The organism is Streptomyces sp. NPDC056883 (assembly GCF_042788835.1).
GTDB classification, from domain to species: domain Bacteria; phylum Actinomycetota; class Actinomycetes; order Streptomycetales; family Streptomycetaceae; genus Streptomyces; species Streptomyces stoeckheimensis.
In genome coordinates, this window is record NZ_JBHUBS010000010.1 from 243819 (window position 1) to 264084 (window position 20266).

Genomic DNA, 20266 nt, shown 5'->3' on the forward strand with positions numbered 1-20266 from the left:
CCGGGCGGTTGGAGGCGCTCCGCGCTCCTGGTGCGAGCGGCCGAGGCCCAGGTGGGCGCCGTAGGAGGCTCGGTCCCCACACCTGACGAGGAGTCGGCGGCCGGGGGCGAACCGTCCGGGGCGGCCGCGCGAAGGGGAGCGGCTCCCGTGTGAGCGGATCCACACGGCGGGCGCCGGTCGTGAGACGCGCAGGGGAAGGGCGCGCCCGAGGCGCCGACGGCCGCGCGGCTGCTCCTCGCAGGGGGTGGCCGGACCGCTTGACCTCAAGTCGGGTCGAGGTCATACCGTCGGCCCCGTCGATCGTCACCCGACGGCAACGGCATGCACCGCATGCCCGGCACGAGACGAGGGGCGGACCCCGTGGACCCTGAAACCGGAGCCACCGCGGAGCGGGTGCTCGTACTGGGACCGGGCGGCCCGGTCGGCACGGCCTGGATGGCGGGCCTGGCCGGTGGACTGCGCCGCTCCGGGGTCGATCTCGGCGGAGCCGGCCTCGTCGTCGGTACGTCGGCCGGTGCGATCGTCGGCGCACTGCTGGCCACCGGCCAGGACCCCGGGCGGCTCGCCGCCCCCGGAGCCCGGACCGGTCCGGCCGCCGGCGCAGGAGCGGCGGACGCGGCCCGGCTGGGTGCGGTGTTCGCCGTGCTCGGGGAAGCCGGCCTGGAACCGGGAGAGGCCCGGCGCCGAGTCGGCCGGATCGCCCTGGACCACGCCGACTCGGCATCCGGCCCCGACGCCGAGCGGGCGCTGCTCGCGAGCCGGGCCGCGCTGATCGGCGCCGGCGGCTGGCCGGACCGCCGGTTGCTGATCACCGCGGTGGATGCGGCCACCGGTGAGCCCGTGGTGTGGGACCGTACGAGCGGCGTGCCGCTGGTGCAGGCCGTGGCCGCGAGCAGCGCCTTCCCCGGAGCCGAACCGCCCGTCGCCATCGGAGGGCGGCGGTACATGGACGGCGCCCTCCGCGCCGGGACGAACGCCGACCTCGCGGCCGGGGCGCGCACGCTGGTCGTCGTAGCGCCCATGGCGCACCTGTTCCCCGGCGAGCCGCTCGAAGAGCGGCCGGAGTCCGCCGGGGAGCGGACCGTGGTGACCCTGGGACCCGATCCGGACGCCGTGCGGGCGTTCGGACCGGACCTGCAGGACCTGGCGCGGTGGGTGCCGGCGTACCGGGCGGGCCTCGCCCAGGCGAGCGCCGCCGCCGAACGGCTCCGCCCGGTGTGGAACACCGGAACCGGCGCGGCCTGACAACGTCCGGCGCCCCACTCTCGCGAGCCGCCCTCCCGCGCCGCTCTCCCGCACCGTCCTCACGCCTCCGGTGAACCGGCGTACCGGCCCGCGGTCATCCGGTCGGCCCAGCAGGCCGGGGCGCCGCCCGGGCCGAACCCGCTGGCCGGGGCCGTGCGTTCCGCATCCCGTCGACGACGCCGTCTATCCCGCCCGCCCCACGGATGGGAACCTGAACCTGCCGCTCAGCCGAGCGCGGGCGCCCACACCCTTCCCCCCGGACCCGTGCGCGCCCCTGCCGTCGACCTGCCACCAAGGGAGTTCACCGCATGCAGACCCGTTTAGCCGATGATGCGCGCAAGCGAGTGGTGTGGGGGATAGCCCTCGTCCTGATCGCCGTCACCGCGCTGCTCGGAGCCGGGCCGGGGGCCGCCACGGCCACCGCCGTGCCCGCCCCGCCCGTACCCGTCCTGTCCTGGGGGCCCTGCTCCGACGGACAGGGCGACGGCTTCGAGTGCGCGACCGCCCAGGTGCCCCTCGACTACCGCCGGCCCACCGGAGCCACGATCCCGCTGGCCGTCACCCGTCGGCTCGCCGCCGACCCGGCCCACCGCACCGGCGTGCTGGTGCTGCACCCCGGCGGCCCCGGCAACTCGGGCGTGAACTTCGCCCGCAACAGCTACGCCGCACTCCCCGCCGCCCTCCGCGACGGCTTCGACGTCGTCGGGTACGACATGCGGGGCGTGGCACGCAGCGGCCAGGTGGAGTGCTGGAACGACGCGGAGTACTCGGCCGCGGTCGACGCCGCGCGCGGCGTCCCGGGACCGGGCGCGCTGCAGACCGCCGTCCGGCAGGGCCAGGAGTTCGCCGCCGCCTGCCGCGAACGCGCGGGCGGCCTCGTGCCGTTCGTCGGCACCGCGTCGAACGCCAAGGACCTCGACCTGCTGCGGCAGGCCCTCGGTGAGGAGACGCTGACCTTCTACGGCCGTTCCTTCGGCAGCTACGTCGGCACCGTGTACGCCGCGCAGTTCCCCCGGCGCGTGCGCGCCATGGTCCTGGACGGGGCCTACGATCCGCGCCGCTACGCCGACGTGCCCTACGCCTACGACGCCGCGCAGTTCACCGCCCTGGACTCGGCGGTCGGCCGGTTCCTCGACTGGTGCGCACAGAACGCCACCGCCTGCGGATTCGGCGAGGGCGCACCCCGCCAGGCCTTCGAACAGCTCAAGCGGGACCTCGACGCCGATCCCGTCATCACCGCGAGCGGACGCCCGGCCACCGGCTACACCCTCGCCTACCGCCTGATGTTCAACATCAACTCGGGCAAGGAGATCTGGCCCTACCTGGGTGAGGCCCTGGCCTTGGCCCAGGCCCACAAGACCTCCTTCCTGCTGTCGCCGCCCTCACCCGCGTCCTTCGACTTCCTCAACGTCAACCTGGCCGTCGAGTGCGCCGACCGCGTCTACCCGACCGGCAAGCTCCTCCTGAGCGCCCTGGTCGGTGCCGAGGCCGCCTCGTCGCCCCTGCTCGGGCCGCCCATCGGCCTGGGACCGCCCACCTACGACCACAACCATGCGCCCGCCTGCGCGCAGTGGCAGGCGGAACGCCCCAGCCGCTACGAGGGCTCCTACCGGGCGGCCGGTTCCGCCCCGATCCTGGTCCTCGGCACGACCGGGGACCCGGACACCCCGTACCGGGACGCCGTGGCCCTGGCCGGCACGCTGGACGCCGGCCGGCTCCTGACCTTCTCCGGCGAGGGGCACACCGCCTACAACCGGAGCGCGTGCGTCAGCGCGCTCGTCAACGACTACCTGGCCACCCTGGCCCTGCCCGCACGGGGCACCGTCTGCGCGGACGAGACGCCCCCGGAGGCGCTCGGCCGGCGCACCACCGGGCCCGTGGAAGTCGACGAGACGAACGATGTGATCCCCACCCTGCGCTGACAGGGGATCCGCCTCAGCTCCCCGCCGTCGGGGAGCCGGGGCGGGTCAGGCGGGCGAGGTAGCGGGGCAGTCCGGTCGCGTCCTCGCCCGCCCAGCCCACGTACCCGTCGGGCCGGACCAGGAAGAGCCCCTCGCCGTACGGCTCGTACGGTCCGATCCGGTGGACGTGCAGGAACTCCGTGCTCACGGGCGGCAGTTCGGCATCGGTGCCGACGGCGAGCAAGGTGAAGTGCGGTCCCCGGAACAGGTCGAAGAGCCTGCGGCCGTCCGGCAGCGGGCCGTCGGGGGCGCGGTCCCCGGCTTCCAGGGCGCCCGCGGCTCCCCGGGAGAGGGGGCCGCCCCGGTAGCCCAGGCCGAGCTGGCGGGTGGTGCCGCCGCGCTCCTCCTGGCCGCGGTGGATCCGTGTGGACAGGCCCAGTACGTGCGCGGCGACGGGCCGGCGCTCCTCCTCGTAGGTGTCCAGGAGGGCGGGGTCCGCGCCGTGGCGCAGTACCTGTCCGAGCTTCCAGCCGAGGTTGTAGGCGTCCTGCACGCTGGTGTTGAGGCCCTGGCCGCCGGCGGGGGAGTGCACGTGTGCCGCGTCGCCCGCGAGCAGCACCCGGCCGGCGCGGAAGCGGTCGGCCAGGGCGGCGCGCGGCCTGAAGTCGGAGGCCCACCGGACCTCGGTGACGTCCTGCGCGCTCAGGTGGGTCAGGGCGGCGACCGCGGCGGGGATGTCGAGATCGTCCGTCCGCGCGACGAACTGGTGCTCGTCGGTGCCGGGCAGCGGGCACAGCGCGGCGAAACCGCCGTCCGGGCCCGGGAACAGGTGCCAGTGGTCGCGGTCGAGTGCCCCGGGGCGCAGCCGGATGTCGGCCACCACCATCGGAGCGGGATCCACGGTCTCACCAATCATGCCGATGTCCAGGGCCTTGCGGACGGTCGAGCGGCCGCCGTCGGCGGCGACCAGGTAGGCGGCGCGCAGCGTACTGCCGTCCGAGAGGTACGCACCGACCCCGTCGGCGTCCTGCTCGAAGCCGGTCAGCGCGGTGCCGAAGCGGACCCGGCCGCCCAGCCCGGTGAGGCGCTCGAACAGGATCTCCTGGGTGCGCCACTGGGGCAGGAGCCGGGCGCGCGGATGCGGCTCGGTGTCCGTGGGGCCGCCGACGCCGCTGTCGCCGAGCATGTCGTGCTCGCCCACGGGCCGGCCGTCCTGCCAGATCTGCCCGATGGGCGCGTGGGCGCTCGCCTCGTGGACCGCGTCCCCCACGCCGAGGTCGTCGAAGACCTCCAGGGTGCGCGGCTGAAGGCCCTTGCCCCGCGAGCCGGGGAACAGGGTGTCGGCCCGCTCGACGACCAGGGCGTGGACGCCGCGGCGGGTGAGGTCCAGGGCCAGGGCCAGTCCGGTGGGGCCCGCACCGACGACGAGCACGTCGGGAGCCCCGCTTTCCTTAACGCTGTTAAGTGCGGTCATGGGTACGAGAATGTGCTTAACGCTGTTAAGTTGTCAAGGTGGCGAGAGAAGAACGAGAAGCGAAACCCGAACGGGCCCGGCTCGACCGCGCGACGGTGGCCTCCACCGCCCTGCGGCTGCTCGGAGACGTGGGCCTGGAGGGGCTGACCCTGCGGGCCATCGCCAAGGAGCTGGACGTCAAGGCACCCGCCCTGTACTGGCACTTCAAGGACAAACAGGCGCTGCTCGACGAAATGGCCACCGAGATGTTCCGCCGGATGACGGCGGACCTGGACGCGGCCCGGCCGCCCGACGACTGGTCCCAGGCCCTGGAAGCCGCCATGCGGGGGCTGCGGGGACACCTGCTGCGCTACCGGGACGGGGCCAAGGTCTACAGCGGTACGCACTTCACCGACATGAGCTACGCCGCTCCGATGGAGGCCCATCTGCGGACGCTCGTCGCGGGCGGCTTCACGGCCGCGGGGGCCGCCCGGGCCTGGTTCACCGCGTACAGCTACACCATCGGGTACGTGATCGAGGAGCAGTCGATGGGCCCGCTGCCCGGCTCCGACGGCGAGGGCTACGACCTGGAGGCCCGCGCCGAACGGCTCGCCGGCTACCCGCTCACGGCCGAGGCGGGCCCGGAGATGTTCCGCGATCAGGACGCCGGGTTCGAGGCGGGCCTCGCGGCGGTGCTCGCGGGCATCGCCACGACCCTGCTCCCGCCGGCGGCGCGGCCGGCCCCGAAGGGCACGTAAGCCGCGCCGGCCCCGTCAGCGCGTCGGGGCCGCGACCGCCGCGCCAGGCGCCTCGCGACGGGGCGCGGGCGCCGGCGCGGTGACCAGGACGGCGGCCGCGGCCGCGCCCAGGAGCATGATGCCGGCCGCCCACCAGAGCGCGACGCCGAAGCCGTGCACCACGCCCTGGGCCTCGATCAGCCGCTGCGTCGCGGCTGCGGAGGCGCCGTGGGCCGCCTGTGCCGGTCCGGCGAGGTGCGAGCCGAGGTAGGCGGTCGCGGCCGTGCTCGCGATGGTGTTGAGGAGCGCCGTTCCGATCGCCCCGCCCACCTGCTGGGCCGTGTTGACCGTGGCCGAAGTGACCCCGGAGTCCTTCCGTGCCACGCCTTGGGTGGCCGTCGACATCACGGGCATGAAGACCAGGCCCATGCCGAACCCGAGGACCAGCATGGCGGGGAGCACGTGGGTCGCGTACGAGGAATCGACCGTCAGCCGCGAGAGGAGGACCAGGGCCACGGTGGCCAGGAGCAGCCCGGGGACGATCAGCGCGCGGGGGGCGAGCCGGTCGAGGAAGCGGGCGGAGACCTGGGTCGCACCGGTGATGATCGCCAGGGTCAGGGGGAGGAAGGCCAGCCCGGTCTTGATGGGGGAGTAGCCGAGGGCGAGCTGGAAGTAGTAGCTCAGGAACAGGAGGACGGGGAGCAGGGTGATGGTGGCCAGCATCATGGTGGCGAGGCAGCCTGCCCGCGTCCGGTCCCTGATGATGTGCGGAGGGAGCATGGGGTCGCTCGCCCGCAGCTGCCACCAGGCGAACGCGGCGAGCAGGGCGGCCCCGCCGATGAGGAGGCCGATGACCAGGCCGTCGGACCAGCCGCGCGGCTCGGCCGCGCTCAGCCCGTAGACGACGGCCAGGAGTCCGCCGCACCCGAGGACCGCTCCCGGGACGTCGAGCTTCGCGCCCGTACGCCCCGTGGCGCGCAGGACGGCGAAGGCGCCGATGATCGCTACCGCGGCGATGGCCACGTTGACGTAGAGGCACCAGCGCCAGTTCAGGTACTCGGTGAGCAGACCTCCGGCGATCAGGCCCACGGCCCCGCCGCCGCTCGCGATCGCGGCGAACACGCCGAAGGCCTTGGCGCGTTCCCTGGGGGTGTCGAAGGTGGTGGCCAGCAGCGACAGGGCGCACGGCGCGAGGAGCGCCGCGAAGACGCCCTGCAGCGCCCGGGCCGCGAAGAGCATGCCCGGTCCGCTCGCCGCGCCGCCCAGGGCGGAGGCGACGGCGAAACCGCTCAGGCCGATGACGAAGGCCCGCCTGCGGCCGATGAGGTCCGCGATGCGCCCGCCGAGCAGGAGTAGTCCGCCGAAGGCCAGCGCGTAGGCGGTGATCACCCACTGCCGGTTGCCGTCCGACATCCCCAGATCGCGCTGGGCGGAGGGGAGCGCGATGTTCACGATCGTGGCGTCGAGGACGACCATCAGCTGGGCCAGTCCGATGACGGCGAGCGCCCACCAGCGCCGGGGGTCGGGCGGAGCCGACGGCGCGCCGTCGCCGGCGGGCCGGGCTGCGGCGTCGGGCATCGGGCCGGATGGGGTTCCGCTGGCGGACGTCATGCAGTCAGCCAAACACGGATCGTGATGTTCAGCCCGCCTGGAGATCCGGTGGTGGGACCCGGCGGCCCCAGCCGGAACGGCCGGACGGGTGAGCGGGGCGGTGGTGCCGGTGCAGGCGGGGGAGACGGCGGTGCCGGTGGGCCCGGCCGGGGCTGACCGGGCGGCCGGACCGACCCGAACGTGCGCCCGGCACGGAGCTCCGTACCGTACGCACGGCGTCCGCCGGGGCCGCCGCCGCCCGCTGTCGGCGGACGTGGAGGCGGCGCAGGGCCGCGTACAGGGCGGCAGTGGCCACGCTGACGGCGCACCAGGCGCCGAGGATGACGAGGATCGTGCTGAGGACGGCCACGGGGACTCCTCGGGTGTGAACGGCAGCGCCGGGGCGCTGCCGGGCAAGGTGGTGCTCGCCGTGACCGACCAGTACCCGGAGGAGGCGGACTTCACGCCCGCCGCCACCGAAGCGGACGGGAGCTACGGCGCGATCGGCAGCTGCCGCTTGTGCTCGGTCAGGCGGTAGCGGCGGACGATCGTGTCGAAGGCGCGCTCCCCGACGGGCTTGCCCTCCAGGAAGTCGTCGATCTCGTCGTACGTGACACCCAGCGCGTCCTCGTCGGCCTTGCCCGGGTCGAGGGTCTCCAGGTCCGCCGTCGGCGTCTTCCAGACCAGCTCGGCCGGTGCGCCCAGGGCGTCGGCGCAGGCCCGCACCCGGCGCTTGGTCAGCCCGGTCAGCGGCACCAGGTCGGCCGCGCCGTCGCCGAACTTCGTGAAGAAGCCGGAGACCGCCTCGGCCGCGTGGTCGGTTCCGACGACCAGGCCGTCGTGCGCGCCGGCCACCGCGTACTGGGCGATCATGCGCTGGCGGGCCTTGATGTTGCCCTGGACGAAGTCCTGGTGGTGGGCGTCCCGGAAGACGGTCCCGCCGGCCAGGGAGGCGGCCAGCGCGGCGTCGCTCGCCGGCTTCACGTCCACGGTCAGCACCCGGTCGGCGTTGATGAAACCGAGGGCGAGCTGCGCGTCCCGCTCGTCGGCCTGGACCCCGTAGGGCAGCCGCATGGCGTAGAAGGTCGCCTCGTGACCGGCCGCCCGGGCCCGCTCCACGGCGAGCTGGCAGAGCCGGCCGGCCGTGGTGGAGTCCACCCCGCCGCTGATCCCGAGCACCAGGGACCGCAGGCCCGTGGACGTGAGCCGCTCGGTGAGGAACGCCACCCGGCGCTCGATCTCCCGCTGGGCGTCGAAGCTTTCGGCGACCAGGAGCTCCCGGGCGATCTCCTGCTGCAGGGCGGTGGACGCCGGCTGGCTCACGGTTGCTCCTCATGGTGGTGCGTCGGTTCGCGGTGCGATGCGCTGTCCCGCCGACCCTAACCGAGCGCGCGGGTGAGCCGTGTCTCACCCTCGTGGCGGCGCTTGTCTATGCAACGAGTTGCATAGAAAGATCAGGGCATGGCACTTGAGCACGCGATCCTCGTCTCCCTGCTGGAGCAGCCGGGGTCCGGATATGAGCTGGCGCGCCGGTTCGACCGGTCCATCGGCTACTTCTGGACCGCGACCCACCAGCAGATCTACCGCGTGCTGAGCCGCATGGAGGGCGACGGACGGCTCGACGTCCGCGAAGTGCCGCAGCGGACCCGGCCGGACAAGAAGGAGTACTCCGTGACCGCGGCGGGCCGCGCCGCCCTCTCGGCCTGGCTCCACGAGCCGATCCAGGCCGACACGGTCCGCCACGAGCTCGCCGTGAAGATCCGCGGCGCGGCCTTCGACGATCCGGCCGCCCTGATCCGCGAGGTCGAGCGGCACCACCGGACGCATGCCGACCGGCTCACGCACTACCTGGCGGGCGAGCTCCGCGACTTCACCGGACCGCAGGCTCCGGCTCCGGACCCCACCGACCCCGCCGACGCCGGGCGGGAACTCCAGCACGTCGTGCTCCGCGGCGGCATCGCCTACGAGCGCATGCAGCTCGCCTGGCTGGAGGACGTACTGGCCACCCTCCACCGCCTGGCGTCCCCCTGACCCGGCGCCGCCGAGCCCCCTCCCTCCCCCCTCCTTCTCCTTCGTCACCCCTCATCCTCCGACCGGAAGGCGAACGCCCATGAGCGACCAGCTGCTGTTCAACCCGCGCACCTACGACCCCGCGCACTTCGACCCCGAGACCCGCCGCCTGCTGCGCGCGACCGTCGACTGGTTCGAGGAGCGCGGCAAGCGCCGGCTGATCGAGGACTACCGCACCCGCGCCTGGCTGGGGGACTTCCTCGCGTTCTCCGCGAAGGAGGGCCTCTTCGCGACCTTCCTGACCCCGGAGCCGGCCGCCGGCCAGGACGGGCCCGACAAGCGCTGGGACACCGCGCGCATCGCCGCCCTCAACGAGATCCTCGGCTTCTACGGGCTCGACTACTGGTACGCGTGGCAGGTCACCATCCTCGGTCTCGGCCCCGTCTGGCAGAGCGACAACGCCGCCGCCCGTGATCGGGCCGCCCAACTCCTCGACTCGGGTGAGGTGTTCGCGTTCGGCCTGTCCGAGAAGACCCACGGCGCGGACATCTACAACACCGACATGCTGCTGGAGCCGGACGCCTCCGTCGAGGGCGGCTTCCGGGCCACCGGCTCGAAGTACTACATCGGCAACGGCAACGCCGCCGGACTCGTCTCCGTCTTCGGCCGCCGCACCGACATCGAGGGCCCGGACGGCTACGTCTTCTTCGCCGCGGACAGCCGCCACCCCGCGTACGACGTGGTGAAGAACGTGGTCGACTCCTCCAAGTACGTCAGCGAGTTCCGCCTCACGGACTACCCGGTCGGCGCCGAGGACGTCCTGCACACCGGCCGCGCCGCCTTCGACGCCGCCCTCAACACGGTCAACGTCGGCAAGTTCAACCTCTGCACCGCCTCCATCGGCATCTGCGAGCACGCGATGTACGAGGCCGTCACCCACGCACAGGGCCGCATCCTCTACGGCCGCCCCGTCACCGCCTTCCCGCACGTGCGCCGCGAGCTGACCGACGCGTACGTCCGCCTCGTGGGGATGAAGCTGTTCAGCGACCGCGCCGTCGACTACTTCCGCTCCGCGGGCCCCGACGACCGCCGCTACCTCCTCTTCAACCCGATGACCAAGATGAAGGTGACCACGGAGGGCGAGAAGGTCATCGACCTGATGTGGGACGTCATCGCGGCCAAGGGCTTCGAGAAGGACACCTACTTCGCCCAGGCGGCCGTCGAGATCCGCGGCCTGCCCAAGCTGGAGGGCACGGTCCACGTCAACCTGGCGCTCATCCTCAAGTTCATGCGCAACCACCTGCTGGAACCGGCCGACTACGCCCCCGTCCCGACCCGCCTCGACGCGGCCGACGACGCGTTCCTCTTCCGCCAGGGCCCGGCCCGCGGCCTGGGATCCGTACGGTTCCACGACTGGCGCCCGGCCTACGACGCGTACGCCGCCGTGCCCAACGTCGCGCGATTCCGTGCACAGGCCGACGCCCTCTGCACGTTCGTCGAGACCGCCGCCCCCGACGAGCAGCAGAGCCGCGACCTCGACCTTCTCCTGGCGATCGGCCAGCTCTTCGCCCTGGTCGTGCACGGCCAGCTCGTCCTGGAGCAGGCCCGCCTGACCGGTCTGGACGAGGACGTGCTCGACGAACTGTTCGGAGTCCTCGTACGGGACTTCTCCGCGCACGCCGTCGAACTGCACGGCAAGGACTCCGCCACCGCGGCCCAGCAGGCCTGGGCCCTGGACGCGGTCCGCCGCCCGGCCGTGGACGCGGACCGCTCGGCGCGCGTGTGGGCCCGTGTGGAGGCCCTGGCGGGGGCGTACGAGATGAAGGCCTGACACCCGGCCCGGTCCTGGCTCAGGCCGGGGCCGGGCCGGGCAGGCCCTTCGGGAGCCGGCCCGGGACTTTGGACCCGGGTCGGTGATCGTGGAATGCGTGCGGTACTGGCGCTCTTCCTGATCGACACCGCCCACGGCCTCGGCATGTCGAAGACCACGGCGGTCGCCCTCGTCGGCGCCTACCTGTCCGCCTGCTACTTCACCGCCCTGCCGGGCGGCTGGATCGCCGACCGGCTGCTCGGCGCCCGTAAACCGCCCTCATCGGCGGGGTGGCCATCCTGGCCGGACACCTCGCGCTCGCCTTCGAGGCCGGAGCGGCCGGCGTCTACGCCGGCCTCGTCCTCATCGCGGTCGGCACCGGCCTGCAGAAGCCCAATATGACCGCCCTGGTCGGAAAGCTGTACGCGCAGGGCACCGACCAGGAACGGGACGCGGCCTACAGCCCTGCCGCACGCACTCACCGCGTTCGCGGTCCTGGCCGTCGTCGTACCGGTCGGCTACCTCGTCTCCCTGCTGCGCCGCCCGGACCTCGACGAGCGGGGACGGGCGGGCATCCGCGCCTACGCGCGGCTGTTCGCGGCGGCCGTCGCCTTCTTCTGCATCTTCGACCTGGCCGCGTCCAACGTGCAGCTGTTCGCCGCGGACCACGTGGACATGGAGGGGATCCCGGTCACCTGGCAGGCGGCCCTGAACCCCGTCATGACCATCGCCTTCGCCGGGGTCCTCGCGTTCGTGTGGCGCAAGGTGCGGCTCTCCTCCCCGGCGAAGTTCTCCACCGGACTCGTCCTCGGCGGACTGTCCTTCCTTCTGCTCGCCCTGGCCGCGGGCCGCGCCACCGGCAGCGCCCACGTCTCGCTGCTCTGGCTGGTCGGCCTCTACGTCCTGCTGAGCCTGGGCGAACTGTTCCTCGCCCCGACCGGACTGTCGATCAGCCACAAGCCGGCCCCGGCCGGCACCGGGTCCCAGCTCGTGGGCCTCTTCTTCCTGGCCGCCGCGGCGGGCGACGCCATCGGCAGCCAGGTCGCCACCCACCTGACCGGCGCCGCCCTCTACATCGCCCTGGGCGGCCTGGCGCTGGCAGCCGGCCTCGCGATGGCCGCGGCCACACCGAAGCTGCGCCTCCTGACCGGAGAATGAACCGGCTGCCCGCCGGCGCGGCGCTCCCGCGCTATCCGATGGCCTCGAAGGAGGCGACGAGGTCGGCGGGCGAAGGGAGCGCGTCGATCTCGGACCGCGTGGCGGCGGCCCCCTTGCGGACGGCCTCGTCGGTGAGCAGGCGGCCGAGCAGGGCGGCGTCCACGTCGGCGCTGGTCGCACGGAGGGCGAAGCCCAGGCCGGTGGCGGCGTCGGCGTTGATGAAGTGGTCGGCGCCCTGCGGGAGGATCAGCTGCGGGACGCCCAGAGCGGCGGCGGTGAGCATGGTGCCGGATCCGCCGTGGTGCACGATCGCGTCCGCCGTGTCGAGCAGCTGCGCCAGGGGCACCCAGGGCAGCACCCGCACATTGTCCGGAAGCGTGCCCAGCGGTCCCAGATCGGTGTCGGCGACCGCGAGCAGGAAATCGGCGTCGACGGAAGCGGCCTCGGAGACGACCCGGGCCACCGGGTTGACGCCCGCGAACGCGGTCACCACGGTCCCCAGGGTGATGGCGATCCGGGGCCGGTCACCGCGGGCCACGAGATCGCGCGGAACGGAGCCGCCGCCGTTGTGCGGCACGTAGCGGACGCGCCAGCCGGTGCCGTCCCCGCCCAGGGAGGCGGGGATGACGTCGAGGACGGTGTGGGTGGCCGGACCGTCGACCCCGCGGGCCGCGTACTCGTCCGCCAGCAGGCCGCCGAGCCGGCCGACCATGCCGAAGCCGGACATCACGCCGAAGTTGTGGACCACGGCGGGTATGCCGAGAGCCGCGGAGACCAGGGGCGCGGCGGCCTGGAAGGCGGCGTGGACGATGACGTCCGGCCGCCAGGAGCCGGCCAGGGCCAGGAGGTCGTCGATGGTGACCCGGCCGTGTTCGGCGAAGCCGGCCGAGGCGAGCCGCTCGGTGTCGTCGGGGCTGTTGCCGTCCGTGACGAACTGGAGGTCCGAGCCGTTCTGGGCCCGCTTGAAGGCGTCCAGCAGCGTCGAGCCGTCACCGATCTCGACGGTGGGCAGGCCGGCCTGTCGCATCTGGTCGTACGGGGCCGAGACCGCGAACAGCACCTGGTGCCCGGCGGCCTGAAGGGCCTGGGCGGTCGGCACCATCGGGAACAGATGGCCCACCGAGGCGGGGCCCGTGAAGAGGAAGCGCACGCTATGACTCCTTGGGTGGAGCCCTGAATTTCCGCTCGGTCAGGGCTCCTTGAGGGTGCTGGCACATCCTCGAACGAATCTGCCATCGCCTCGGTTTCCGATGAGATGATCGAATTTCAGACGATTCTGGCCTGCATCCGACCCTCCGGAGGCGGGCGACGGCCTGTGCGCCCCGGCCGTCAGCCCTCGGCCGGGCCCTGTACGAGAAGGCGTGCCGCGGTGTGATCGGCGCGGTCCGCCTCGTCCGAGGCGTCGATGTAGCCGAAGGCGTCGTCGCCGACGGGGATCCGCAGCGGCGTGGGGCCCTCGGCGCCGACGATGTCCAGGACCCGCGCGGCGAAGTACTCGGGGCGTCCGGTCTCGGGGCTGTCCGCGAGGCCCCGGGCCCCTTCGAGCATCTCGCGGTTGGTGACGTCGTAGGCGGGCACCCGATGGGCGGCTTCGGTCATGGAGGTGCCGTAGCGCGTCGCGAACATGCCCGGTTCGATGACGGTGACGCGGATGTTGTGGGGAGCCGCCTCCATGGCGAGGGTCCGGCTCATGCCCTCGAGGGCGTGCTTCCCGGCGGTGTAGGCCGCCAAGCCGGGGAAGGCCATCCGGCCCACCACGGAGGAGACGTTGAGGATGTGGCCGTGCCCCTGGGCCCGCATCAGCGGCAGGACGAGCCGGGCGAGCCGCCAGGGACCGACGACCAGGGTCTCCAGCTGGTCGCGGAGTTCGGCGTCCGAGACCTCCTCGACCGCACCGAACAGCCCCACGGCGGCGTTGTTGACGAGGATGTCGATGCCGCCCAGGCGCTCCACCGCCGTGCGGACGGCCTCCTCGCAGGAAGCTCCGTCCCGCAGTTCGAGCGGGACCGGGACGATGCGGCCGGGCCAGGCCGCGGCCAGATCCTCCAGGTCGGCGGTCTTGCGGGCGGTGACGGCCAGTTCGTCCCCGGCCCGGGCCGCCGCGGTGGCCAGTGCGTGCCCGAGCCCCGAGGAGCATCCCGTCACCAGCCAGCGTCGTCCCATGGTTCCCCCCCCCCCCGTGATGGCCGAGTTGCCCCGGATGGTGGGGCAGTTCATGTTCGGGGCGGCTCCGGTCCGGGGTCATCCCTGCTGCGGGGGCGCGCAGAGGCGCGCAGGCGCACGTCGGGGCGCGCGCACGCGCCGGGCGCCGCCGGGCAGGCGGGACTTCGCGGACACCCCCTAGGCGGCCGGGGCGCCGCCGCTCGCCCGGGCGGCGCGGCGGAGCCGGGAGCGGGCCGGATCCTGGGAGGAGTGCGAGGCCGGGGCGGTGTGTTCCCGCGGGTTCGGGCGGACGAAGAGGGTGACCGTGACCTTCTCGGCGAACCCGTTGCGCCGCATCATCGCGGCGGAGGCCGCGTTGCCGCTCTCCACGTCGGTGATGATCCGGGACGCCCCCGCCGCGAAGAGCGCGGCGCAGCAGTGCTCGACCAGGGAGCTCGCGACGCCCCGGCCCCGGGCACGTTCCTCCAGCGCGATCCACTCCAGGTAGCCCCAGTCCTCCCGCTCGTCGTAGGACAGCGACCCGAGGACGAACCCGAGCAGCCCCTCCTCGTCGCGGGCGATCCAGCAGGCGTCCGGCTGGGCGTCCCAGTGCGCGGCCACCGAGGACAGGGACCAGGAGGTGTAGGGCATCGCCTTCACGTCGAAGGACCGGTAGCCGAGGTTGAGAACGGCATCGAGGTGGGGCAGTTGCAGCGGGAGGATCTCGACTTCACTCATGCAAGGGATGATGACATAGCCGCATATGTCTGCCCGTCACCTCACGGAGAGAACCTCGGGGTCCGCCTCCGACTCCCGGGCGGGCGCCGGGACCGGGTTCTTCGGGCCGCGGGCGAGGACGTAGAGGAACAGGACGCCCATGACGGCCACCCCCGCCCACATGGCCTGCTGCCAGCCCTCGACGAAGGACTGCCGGGCGGCGTCGACGAGGGCCTGCGCCCGGGGGCCCGCTCCGCCCGCGGCCGCGACGGCGTTGGCGACGCCCTCCCTCGCGGCGTCGGCGGCGCCCTGCGGAATGTCGTGGAGCCGCCCGTCGACGGCGCCCCGGTAGCCGGCCGACAGCAGCGCTCCGAGCAGGGCCACACCCAGTGCGGTGCCGAACTCGCGGGTGACGTCGTTGAGCGCGGAGGCGACGCCCTGGCGTTCGCGCGGCAGGGAGCCGGTGATGGCCTCGGTGGAGGGCGTCATCGCCAGACCCATGCCGATGCCCATGGCGAGCATGCCCGGAAGGACGGACGGGTAGCCGCCGTCGACGGAGACGATGCCCGCCATGAGGGCGAGACCGGCGCCCGCCAGCAGGATGCCGGTCGCCATGGTCGCGCGCGCACCGATGCGCGGGGTCAGCCGGGGAGCCAGGCCGGAGGCCGCCATCATGGCCACGGCCATGGGCATGAGCGCCAGCGTGGACCTGATGCCCGACCAGCCCAGAACGGCCTGCAGGAAGGGGAAGAGCACCACGAAGATCCCCGCCTGCACGCCGAAGACCGTGAGCAGGGTGAGGGAGCCGCCGGCCGGTCCGCGCTCGCGGAACAGCCGTACGTCGAGCAGCGCTGCATCCCGCAGCCGCAGTTCCCGGACCACGAAGGCCACGGCGGCGAGGAGCCCGGCCACGAGGCCGGTCAGGGTGGCGGGATCGGACCAGCCGCGCTCCGGCCCTTCCTGGAGGGCGAAGATGAGGCCGGACACGGCGACGACGGAGGTCAGCGCGCCGACGGTGTCGAAGGAGTGCCTCGGGGCCTCGCGGGAGTCGGGGATCGCGCGCAGCGCCATGACGAGGGCCACGACGACCAGCGCGACGGGCAGCACGAAGAGGTAGCGCCAGTTCGCCACGTCGACGAGCGCCGCGGAGAGGAACATGCCGAGGATGCCGCCGCCTCCGGCGACCCCGGTCCACACGCCGATGGCCCGGCCGCGCTGCTCCTCGGGGAAGGTGGAGGTGATCACGGCGAGGGTGATGGGCATGATCATCGCGGCGCCCACACCGCTGAGGAGGCGGGCGGCGAGCATGACCTCGGCCGACGGGGCGAGACCCGCGAGGGCGCTCGCGATGCCGAAGACGGCCAGGCCGGCGAGCAGCGTGGGCTTGCGCCCCAGCCGGTCCCCGAGCGCTCCCAGCGGGAGCAGGAGCGCGGCCAGGGTGAGGGTGTAGAGGTTGATGATCCACAGGACGGTGCTCTGCGAGGCGCCGAACTCGACGGCGAGGTCGGGCTGAGCGACGTTCAGTCCGGAAACCGAGGCGATGACGGCCATCAACGCGATGCACACGGTGATCAGAATGATGCGCAGCCGACGCGGGTCCGGGCCGTCGTCGCCGTGGACGGTCACGGGTCCGGGTCCGGGTGCGTCGGGGGATGCCGCCCCTGTGGGCTGGTGCGTACTCATGGCTTCCTCTCGGAAAAGGGCATGCGGAAGGCGGCGCCGGACCGGGTCCGGCGCCGCCGGTGGGGGAGGGACGGGGGAGGGAGGTGCGGGAGCCCGCTACGCGTCAGGCGGTGGCGGCGGCCGAGGCGACCGCCGCGTCGGTGTCGGCGACGGCGAGGAGGGCGTTGATGTGGGCGCCCGCCAGCGCCCCGGCCGCGGCCGAGGCCCCGACCTGGGCGATCGGGTCGGTGACGTTGCCGGCCACCCACACCCCCGGCACGTCGGTGGCGCCGGCCGCGCCGGAGACGAAGCGGCGGCCGCCGCCTGGCAGGTCCTCCACCGGCAGGCCCAGGCCCGTCAGGCCCTCGGTCCGGGCCACGAGCGTGGTCGCCACCGCGAGGACGCGGCGGGCGACGACCCGGCCGTCCGCGAGGCGGACACCGCCGATGCCGCCGTCGAGATCCCCCACGACCTCGGCGACCGGGCCGTCGACGACCCGGATGCCGCGTGCGGAGAACCGCGTACGGGTCTCTTCGTCGAGCTCGGTGCCGTGTGCGAAGTAGACGAGGTCGTCGGTGAGCTGACGGAACAGCAGGGCGTGGTGGAGCGATGCGGGGCCGGTGGCGAGGACGCCGATCGGCTCGTCGCGCACCTCCCAGCCGTGACAGTACGGGCAGTGCACCACGCTGTGGCCCCAGTGCGCGGCCAGTCCGGGCAGCTCGGGCAGCACATCGCGCAGACCGGTGGCCACCAGCAGACGGCGCGCGGTCAGGGCGCGGCCGTCGGCCAGGGTGACGGTGAAGCGCAGGTCGCCGTCGGCGGAGGGAGCGGCGTGCTCGGCGGCGGAGACCTCTCCGGAGACGACGAGGCCGCCGTAGCGGCGTACGTCCTCTCGGCCCCGCCCGTACAGTTCCGCCGGCGGGGTGCCGTCCAGGGCGAAGAGGCCGTGCACGCCCTCGGCGGGCGCGTTGCGGGGGGTGCCGCTGTCGATCACGACGACCGAGCGGCGGGAGCGGGCGAGCATCAGCGCGCCGTTCAGACCGGCGGCGCCGCCGCCGATCACCACGGCGTCGACGGTCCCGTCCGGCAGTGCGTCGGTCGCGTATGCGGTAGTCATCGCGGTCATGTCGTCGGTTTCCTTCCCGGGTGTTCCTTCGTACCGGCCCGATGGTCCGGGGCCGTCTGCACACGACGCTAACCGCGACTTGCAGCACGGGCATACAATGTTGCCTATGACGCAAGAAGACGGCGACCTGGACAGCCTCGTACGCAAACGCATCCGCGCGCTGCGGGTGGCGCAGGGCTGGTCCCTGGAGGAACTGGCCGTGCGCGCGCGGCTCAGTCAGTCCACGCTCAGCCGCATCGAGAACGGTCAGCGCCGCCTGGCTCTGGACAGTCTCGTCACGCTCGCCCGCGCGCTCGACACCACCTTGGACCAGCTCGTGGAGACCGCGACCGACGACGTCGTCACCAGCCCGATGATCGACGCCGCCCGCGGGCAGATGCGCTGGCCGATCAAGGGTGAGCCGGGCATGACGGTCATTCGCCAGCGCATGACCGAGCCGCCGCCGGACAACCCCTCCCGCATGCGCGCGCACCCCGGGCGCGAATGGCTCGTGGTCCTGTCCGGAACCGCGATCCTCCTGCTGGGGAACCGTCGCTTCCGCATCGAGGCCAATCAGTCCGCGGAGTTCCCCACGATGATGCCGCACGCGATCGGCGCCGAGGGGGGACCGTGCGAGATCCTGGGGATCTTCGACCGGGACGCCCGCCGCGGCCACCAGCGGGACAGCGGCGTCGGTGACACGGGAGGCGACGGGGGCGGCGAAGGCCCTGCTCAGGGGTAGGGGCGTGGGGTCCCCGGCCCGGGGGTCTTGCGCGTCCTGGGGGCCCTGAGGCCATCTTCTTGCCTAACTGGCAAGGTTTGATGCGGCAAGAGCATGAGCGTCCTACGGTGGAACCATGACCCACGCACAGCACGCACCCCAGCACGGCGCCGCCCACGACGGGCACACCCACGACGGACATGGCCGCGATGGGCACGGCCACGATGGGCACGGCCACGGCAGCCAGGGGCATGCCCCCCACGGCCATGCCGGGCACGGCAGCGATCACGGCCACGGCGGCGATCACGGCCACACCCGCCAGGACCTCGAGGGGCAGGCGGAGATCCTCGACCTGGACGCGGAGGTCCTCGCCGAGCACATCACCGACATCACCACCTGGCTGCCCCTGACCGAGCCCCCTCGCCACATCGTGGATCTGGGCTGCGGCACGGGAGCCGGCACCTTCGCCCTGCTCGACCGGTTCCCCGACGCGCACGTCACGGCCGTCGACTCCTCGGCCGGACACCTGCAGCGCCTGAGGGAGAAGGCGTGCGCCCGCGGCGTCGAGGACCGCGTCCGCACCGTGCAGGCCGACCTCGACGAAACCGAGTGGCCCGACCTCGGCGCGCCCGACCTGGTGTGGGCCTCGGCCTCGATGCACCACATGGCCGACCCGGACCAGGCCCTGCGCACGGTCCGCGAACTACTCGCCCCCGGCGGCCTGTTCGCCGTCGTCGAGCTGGCGGGCTTCCCCCGCTTCCTGCCCGAGGACGCCCCCGAAGGCCGACCGGGACTGGAAGAGCGCTGCCACACCGCGAGCGAGAGCTACCACGCCGAGCACGTACCCCACCGGGGCGCCGACTGGGGGCCGAAGCTCACCGCGGCCGGATTCACCCTCGACGGCGACCGCGTGATCGACGTGAACATCGAGGCCGCCCGCAGCGAAGCGGTCGGCGCGTACGCCCTCGGCAGCCTGCAGCGCCTGCGCGGCAGCATCGCCGAGATCCTCCCGCCCGAGGACCTCGCCGCACTCGACCGGCTGCTCGACACCGACGGCCCCGAGAGCATCCTGCGCCGCGAGGATCTCGCCGTGCGGACCGAGCGCACCGTCTGGGCCGCACGCCGCAAGAGCTGATCCGCGCCGGCGGCCGCCCTCACCCCCGTCGGCCCGGTGAACCCTTCAGGAGGGCGGCGGTGAACGGCGCGCGGTGACGTACCAGCCAATCCTGGATGCGGTCCCAGCGCTCCCAGCCCCCGCGCTCGGTCAATGCCTGCAGATAGGTGGTGTCGCCGTCGGCCACGCGGCGGGCGACGAAGGCCCGGCATACCGCGGTGGCCTGCTCGATGGTGTCCGGCAGTTCGGCGCGTTCCCGCAGCGAGAGGCCGTAGCCGTCGGCAAGGATCCGCAGCCGAGTGGGGGCATCCAGTCCGGCAGGGTGAAGGGCGCTCGCCGATACGGGGTCGAGCATGGGGACCCAGTAGCGGGCGGTCATGGCGACGTCCCAGAGGGGGCGCCCCGGGGCAGCCATGTCGAAATCGATCAGTCCGGCGGCACGGCCGTCACGGAAGACGACGTTCTCCGGGCAGACGTCGTTGTGACAGAGCAGCGTCCCTCCCTCCGGATCGGCCAGATCTTGCGGCCATGCGGCATGGACGTCGACGGGAATGTCCGCGCCGGCCTCGTGGAGGCGCCGCAACAGCCTGCCCACCGAGGTCAGTGCGGTCGGGGTCATGGCCCAAGGCGGGAACGGCGGCAGGGCGACGTCGCCGGGAAGAAAGGTCAGCTGCTCGCGGCCGTCCTCGGTGAGGTGGACGGGGGTCGGTGCCGCGTCGAAGCCGTGATGTCCCAGTGCGAGGAGGTGGGCGTGGAGGGCGCGCGCGGTGCGCGGCGCCGGGCGATCCACCAGCGCCCCGCGACGGAAGACCGCGCCCACGTTCGCCATGCCGCCCGTGAGCACGTCGCGGTGCGGCGGGTCGTCTTCGGCCGTCATGTCGATCACGCTAGCGTCCAACCG

Annotated in this window: 19 protein-coding genes and 1 pseudogene; 10 read left to right on the forward strand and 10 right to left on the reverse strand. The window is 73.5% G+C overall.

Annotation, left to right across the window (positions count from 1 at the left end; genetic code table 11):
* Positions 1 to 360: 360 nt before the first annotated feature.
* Both ACFRU2_RS24660 and ACFRU2_RS24665 read left to right on the forward strand, forming a co-directional pair.
* Positions 361 to 1245 carry a patatin-like phospholipase family protein gene (locus ACFRU2_RS24660; protein WP_382975652.1) on the forward strand — a complete coding sequence of 295 codons (885 nt, stop codon included), beginning with the start codon at positions 361 to 363 and terminating at the stop codon, positions 1243 to 1245.
* A gap of 308 nt (positions 1246 to 1553) precedes the next feature.
* A complete protein-coding gene (locus ACFRU2_RS24665) occupies positions 1554 to 3167 on the forward strand; it encodes an alpha/beta hydrolase (protein ID WP_382975654.1) in 1614 nt (537 codons plus the stop codon).
* A 13-nt stretch (positions 3168 to 3180) separates the two neighbouring features.
* Here the strand turns inward: ACFRU2_RS24665 and ACFRU2_RS24670 are convergent, their stop codons facing one another.
* A complete protein-coding gene (locus ACFRU2_RS24670) occupies positions 3181 to 4620 on the reverse strand; it encodes an FAD-dependent monooxygenase (protein WP_382975655.1) in 1440 nt (479 codons plus the stop codon).
* A 38-nt stretch (positions 4621 to 4658) separates the two neighbouring features.
* On the opposite strand from ACFRU2_RS24670, the gene ACFRU2_RS24675 reads away from it, so the two are divergent.
* The gene (locus ACFRU2_RS24675; protein ID WP_382975657.1) at positions 4659 to 5357 is read left to right on the forward strand and encodes a TetR/AcrR family transcriptional regulator C-terminal domain-containing protein; all 699 of its coding nucleotides are present in this window, start codon (positions 4659 to 4661) and stop codon (positions 5355 to 5357) included.
* Positions 5358 to 5372: 15 nt separating this feature from the next.
* On the opposite strand, the gene ACFRU2_RS24680 is transcribed toward ACFRU2_RS24675, so the two are convergent.
* Complete coding sequence (locus ACFRU2_RS24680) at positions 5373 to 6947, reverse strand: MFS transporter (protein WP_382975659.1); 1575 nt, start codon at positions 6945 to 6947, stop codon at positions 5373 to 5375.
* A gap of 28 nt (positions 6948 to 6975) precedes the next feature.
* Positions 6976 to 7296, reverse strand: a complete 321-nt coding sequence (locus tag ACFRU2_RS24685) for a hypothetical protein (RefSeq protein ID WP_382975660.1) — start codon at positions 7294 to 7296, stop codon at positions 6976 to 6978.
* A gap of 15 nt (positions 7297 to 7311) precedes the next feature.
* Between ACFRU2_RS24685 and ACFRU2_RS24690 the strand changes: the two genes are divergently transcribed.
* A complete protein-coding gene (locus tag ACFRU2_RS24690) occupies positions 7312 to 7464 on the forward strand; it encodes a hypothetical protein (RefSeq protein ID WP_382975662.1) in 153 nt (50 codons plus the stop codon).
* Here ACFRU2_RS24690 and nadE read toward each other — a convergent pair.
* Positions 7419 to 8249, reverse strand: a complete 831-nt coding sequence (gene nadE, locus ACFRU2_RS24695) for an ammonia-dependent NAD(+) synthetase (protein ID WP_351382636.1) — start codon at positions 8247 to 8249, stop codon at positions 7419 to 7421. The two genes, ACFRU2_RS24690 and nadE, sit on opposite strands and share 46 nt — an antisense overlap.
* A 138-nt stretch (positions 8250 to 8387) precedes the next feature.
* Between nadE and ACFRU2_RS24700 the strand changes: the two genes are divergently transcribed.
* From ACFRU2_RS24700 to ACFRU2_RS24715, 4 genes and pseudogenes are all read left to right on the forward strand, one after another.
* Positions 8388 to 8957, forward strand: coding sequence for a PadR family transcriptional regulator (locus tag ACFRU2_RS24700; protein ID WP_382975664.1), 570 nt, complete (start codon positions 8388 to 8390; stop codon positions 8955 to 8957).
* Between the two features lie 79 nt (positions 8958 to 9036).
* Positions 9037 to 10767: an acyl-CoA dehydrogenase family protein gene (locus tag ACFRU2_RS24705; protein ID WP_382975666.1), complete on the forward strand. Its 1731-nt coding sequence runs from the start codon at positions 9037 to 9039 to the stop codon at positions 10765 to 10767.
* A 269-nt stretch (positions 10768 to 11036) separates the two neighbouring features.
* Positions 11037 to 11147, forward strand: a pseudogene (locus tag ACFRU2_RS24710) (hypothetical protein); the annotation flags it as partial.
* Between the two features lie 229 nt (positions 11148 to 11376).
* The gene (locus ACFRU2_RS24715) at positions 11377 to 11904 is read left to right on the forward strand and encodes a hypothetical protein (RefSeq protein ID WP_382975779.1); all 528 of its coding nucleotides are present in this window, start codon (positions 11377 to 11379) and stop codon (positions 11902 to 11904) included.
* 31 nt (positions 11905 to 11935) lie between these two features.
* On the opposite strand, the gene ACFRU2_RS24720 is transcribed toward ACFRU2_RS24715, so the two are convergent.
* From ACFRU2_RS24720 to ACFRU2_RS24740, 5 genes are all read right to left on the reverse strand, one after another.
* On the reverse strand, positions 11936 to 13054 hold the full coding sequence (locus ACFRU2_RS24720; protein ID WP_382975668.1) for a glycosyltransferase: 1119 nt from the start codon (positions 13052 to 13054) through the stop codon (positions 11936 to 11938).
* Positions 13055 to 13233: 179 nt separating this feature from the next.
* Positions 13234 to 14067 (reverse strand): SDR family oxidoreductase, encoded by an 834-nt coding sequence (locus ACFRU2_RS24725; protein WP_382975670.1) that lies wholly within the window; start codon positions 14065 to 14067, stop codon positions 13234 to 13236.
* Positions 14068 to 14244: 177 nt separating this feature from the next.
* Positions 14245 to 14784, reverse strand: a complete 540-nt coding sequence (locus ACFRU2_RS24730; RefSeq protein ID WP_382975672.1) for a GNAT family N-acetyltransferase — start codon at positions 14782 to 14784, stop codon at positions 14245 to 14247.
* Positions 14785 to 14820: 36 nt separating this feature from the next.
* Positions 14821 to 16446, reverse strand: a complete 1626-nt coding sequence (locus ACFRU2_RS24735) for an MFS transporter (protein ID WP_382975674.1) — start codon at positions 16444 to 16446, stop codon at positions 14821 to 14823.
* Positions 16447 to 16549: 103 nt separating this feature from the next.
* Positions 16550 to 17551, reverse strand: a complete 1002-nt coding sequence (locus ACFRU2_RS24740; RefSeq protein WP_382975677.1) for an NAD(P)/FAD-dependent oxidoreductase — start codon at positions 17549 to 17551, stop codon at positions 16550 to 16552.
* 97 nt (positions 17552 to 17648) lie between these two features.
* Here ACFRU2_RS24740 and ACFRU2_RS24745 point away from each other — a divergent pair, with 97 nt between their 5' ends.
* Together ACFRU2_RS24745 and ACFRU2_RS24750 are read left to right on the forward strand one after the other, a co-directional pair.
* Positions 17649 to 18272, forward strand: coding sequence for a helix-turn-helix domain-containing protein (locus ACFRU2_RS24745; RefSeq protein WP_382975679.1), 624 nt, complete (start codon positions 17649 to 17651; stop codon positions 18270 to 18272).
* A 115-nt stretch (positions 18273 to 18387) separates the two neighbouring features.
* Positions 18388 to 19386: a class I SAM-dependent methyltransferase gene (locus tag ACFRU2_RS24750; RefSeq protein ID WP_382975681.1), complete on the forward strand. Its 999-nt coding sequence runs from the start codon at positions 18388 to 18390 to the stop codon at positions 19384 to 19386.
* A gap of 19 nt (positions 19387 to 19405) precedes the next feature.
* Here the strand turns inward: ACFRU2_RS24750 and ACFRU2_RS24755 are convergent, their stop codons facing one another.
* Positions 19406 to 20242: a phosphotransferase enzyme family protein gene (locus ACFRU2_RS24755; RefSeq protein WP_382975682.1), complete on the reverse strand. Its 837-nt coding sequence runs from the start codon at positions 20240 to 20242 to the stop codon at positions 19406 to 19408.
* Positions 20243 to 20266 lie beyond the last annotated feature (24 nt).

Bases quoted from the DNA above. Each gene is read 5' to 3' on its own strand.
- ACFRU2_RS24725 (WP_382975670.1), bottom strand. From the start codon at position 14,067: ATGGGACGACGCTGGCTGGTGACGGGATGCTCCTCGGGGCTCGGGCAC.
- ACFRU2_RS24735 (WP_382975674.1), bottom strand. From the start codon at position 16,446: ATGAGTACGCACCAGCCCACAGGGGCGGCATCCCCCGACGCACCCGGA.
- ACFRU2_RS24750 (WP_382975681.1), top strand. From the start codon at position 18,388: ATGACCCACGCACAGCACGCACCCCAGCACGGCGCCGCCCACGACGGG.
- ACFRU2_RS24680 (WP_382975659.1), bottom strand. From the start codon at position 6,947: ATGACGTCCGCCAGCGGAACCCCATCCGGCCCGATGCCCGACGCCGCA.
- ACFRU2_RS24745 (WP_382975679.1), top strand. From the start codon at position 17,649: ATGTTGCCTATGACGCAAGAAGACGGCGACCTGGACAGCCTCGTACGC.
- ACFRU2_RS24665 (WP_382975654.1), top strand. From the start codon at position 1,554: ATGCAGACCCGTTTAGCCGATGATGCGCGCAAGCGAGTGGTGTGGGGG.
- ACFRU2_RS24730 (WP_382975672.1), bottom strand. From the start codon at position 14,784: ATGAGTGAAGTCGAGATCCTCCCGCTGCAACTGCCCCACCTCGATGCC.
- ACFRU2_RS24705 (WP_382975666.1), top strand. From the start codon at position 9,037: ATGAGCGACCAGCTGCTGTTCAACCCGCGCACCTACGACCCCGCGCAC.
- ACFRU2_RS24740 (WP_382975677.1), bottom strand. From the start codon at position 17,551: ATGACCGCGATGACTACCGCATACGCGACCGACGCACTGCCGGACGGG.
- ACFRU2_RS24670 (WP_382975655.1), bottom strand. From the start codon at position 4,620: ATGACCGCACTTAACAGCGTTAAGGAAAGCGGGGCTCCCGACGTGCTC.
- ACFRU2_RS24755 (WP_382975682.1), bottom strand. From the start codon at position 20,242: ATGACGGCCGAAGACGACCCGCCGCACCGCGACGTGCTCACGGGCGGC.
- ACFRU2_RS24700 (WP_382975664.1), top strand. From the start codon at position 8,388: ATGGCACTTGAGCACGCGATCCTCGTCTCCCTGCTGGAGCAGCCGGGG.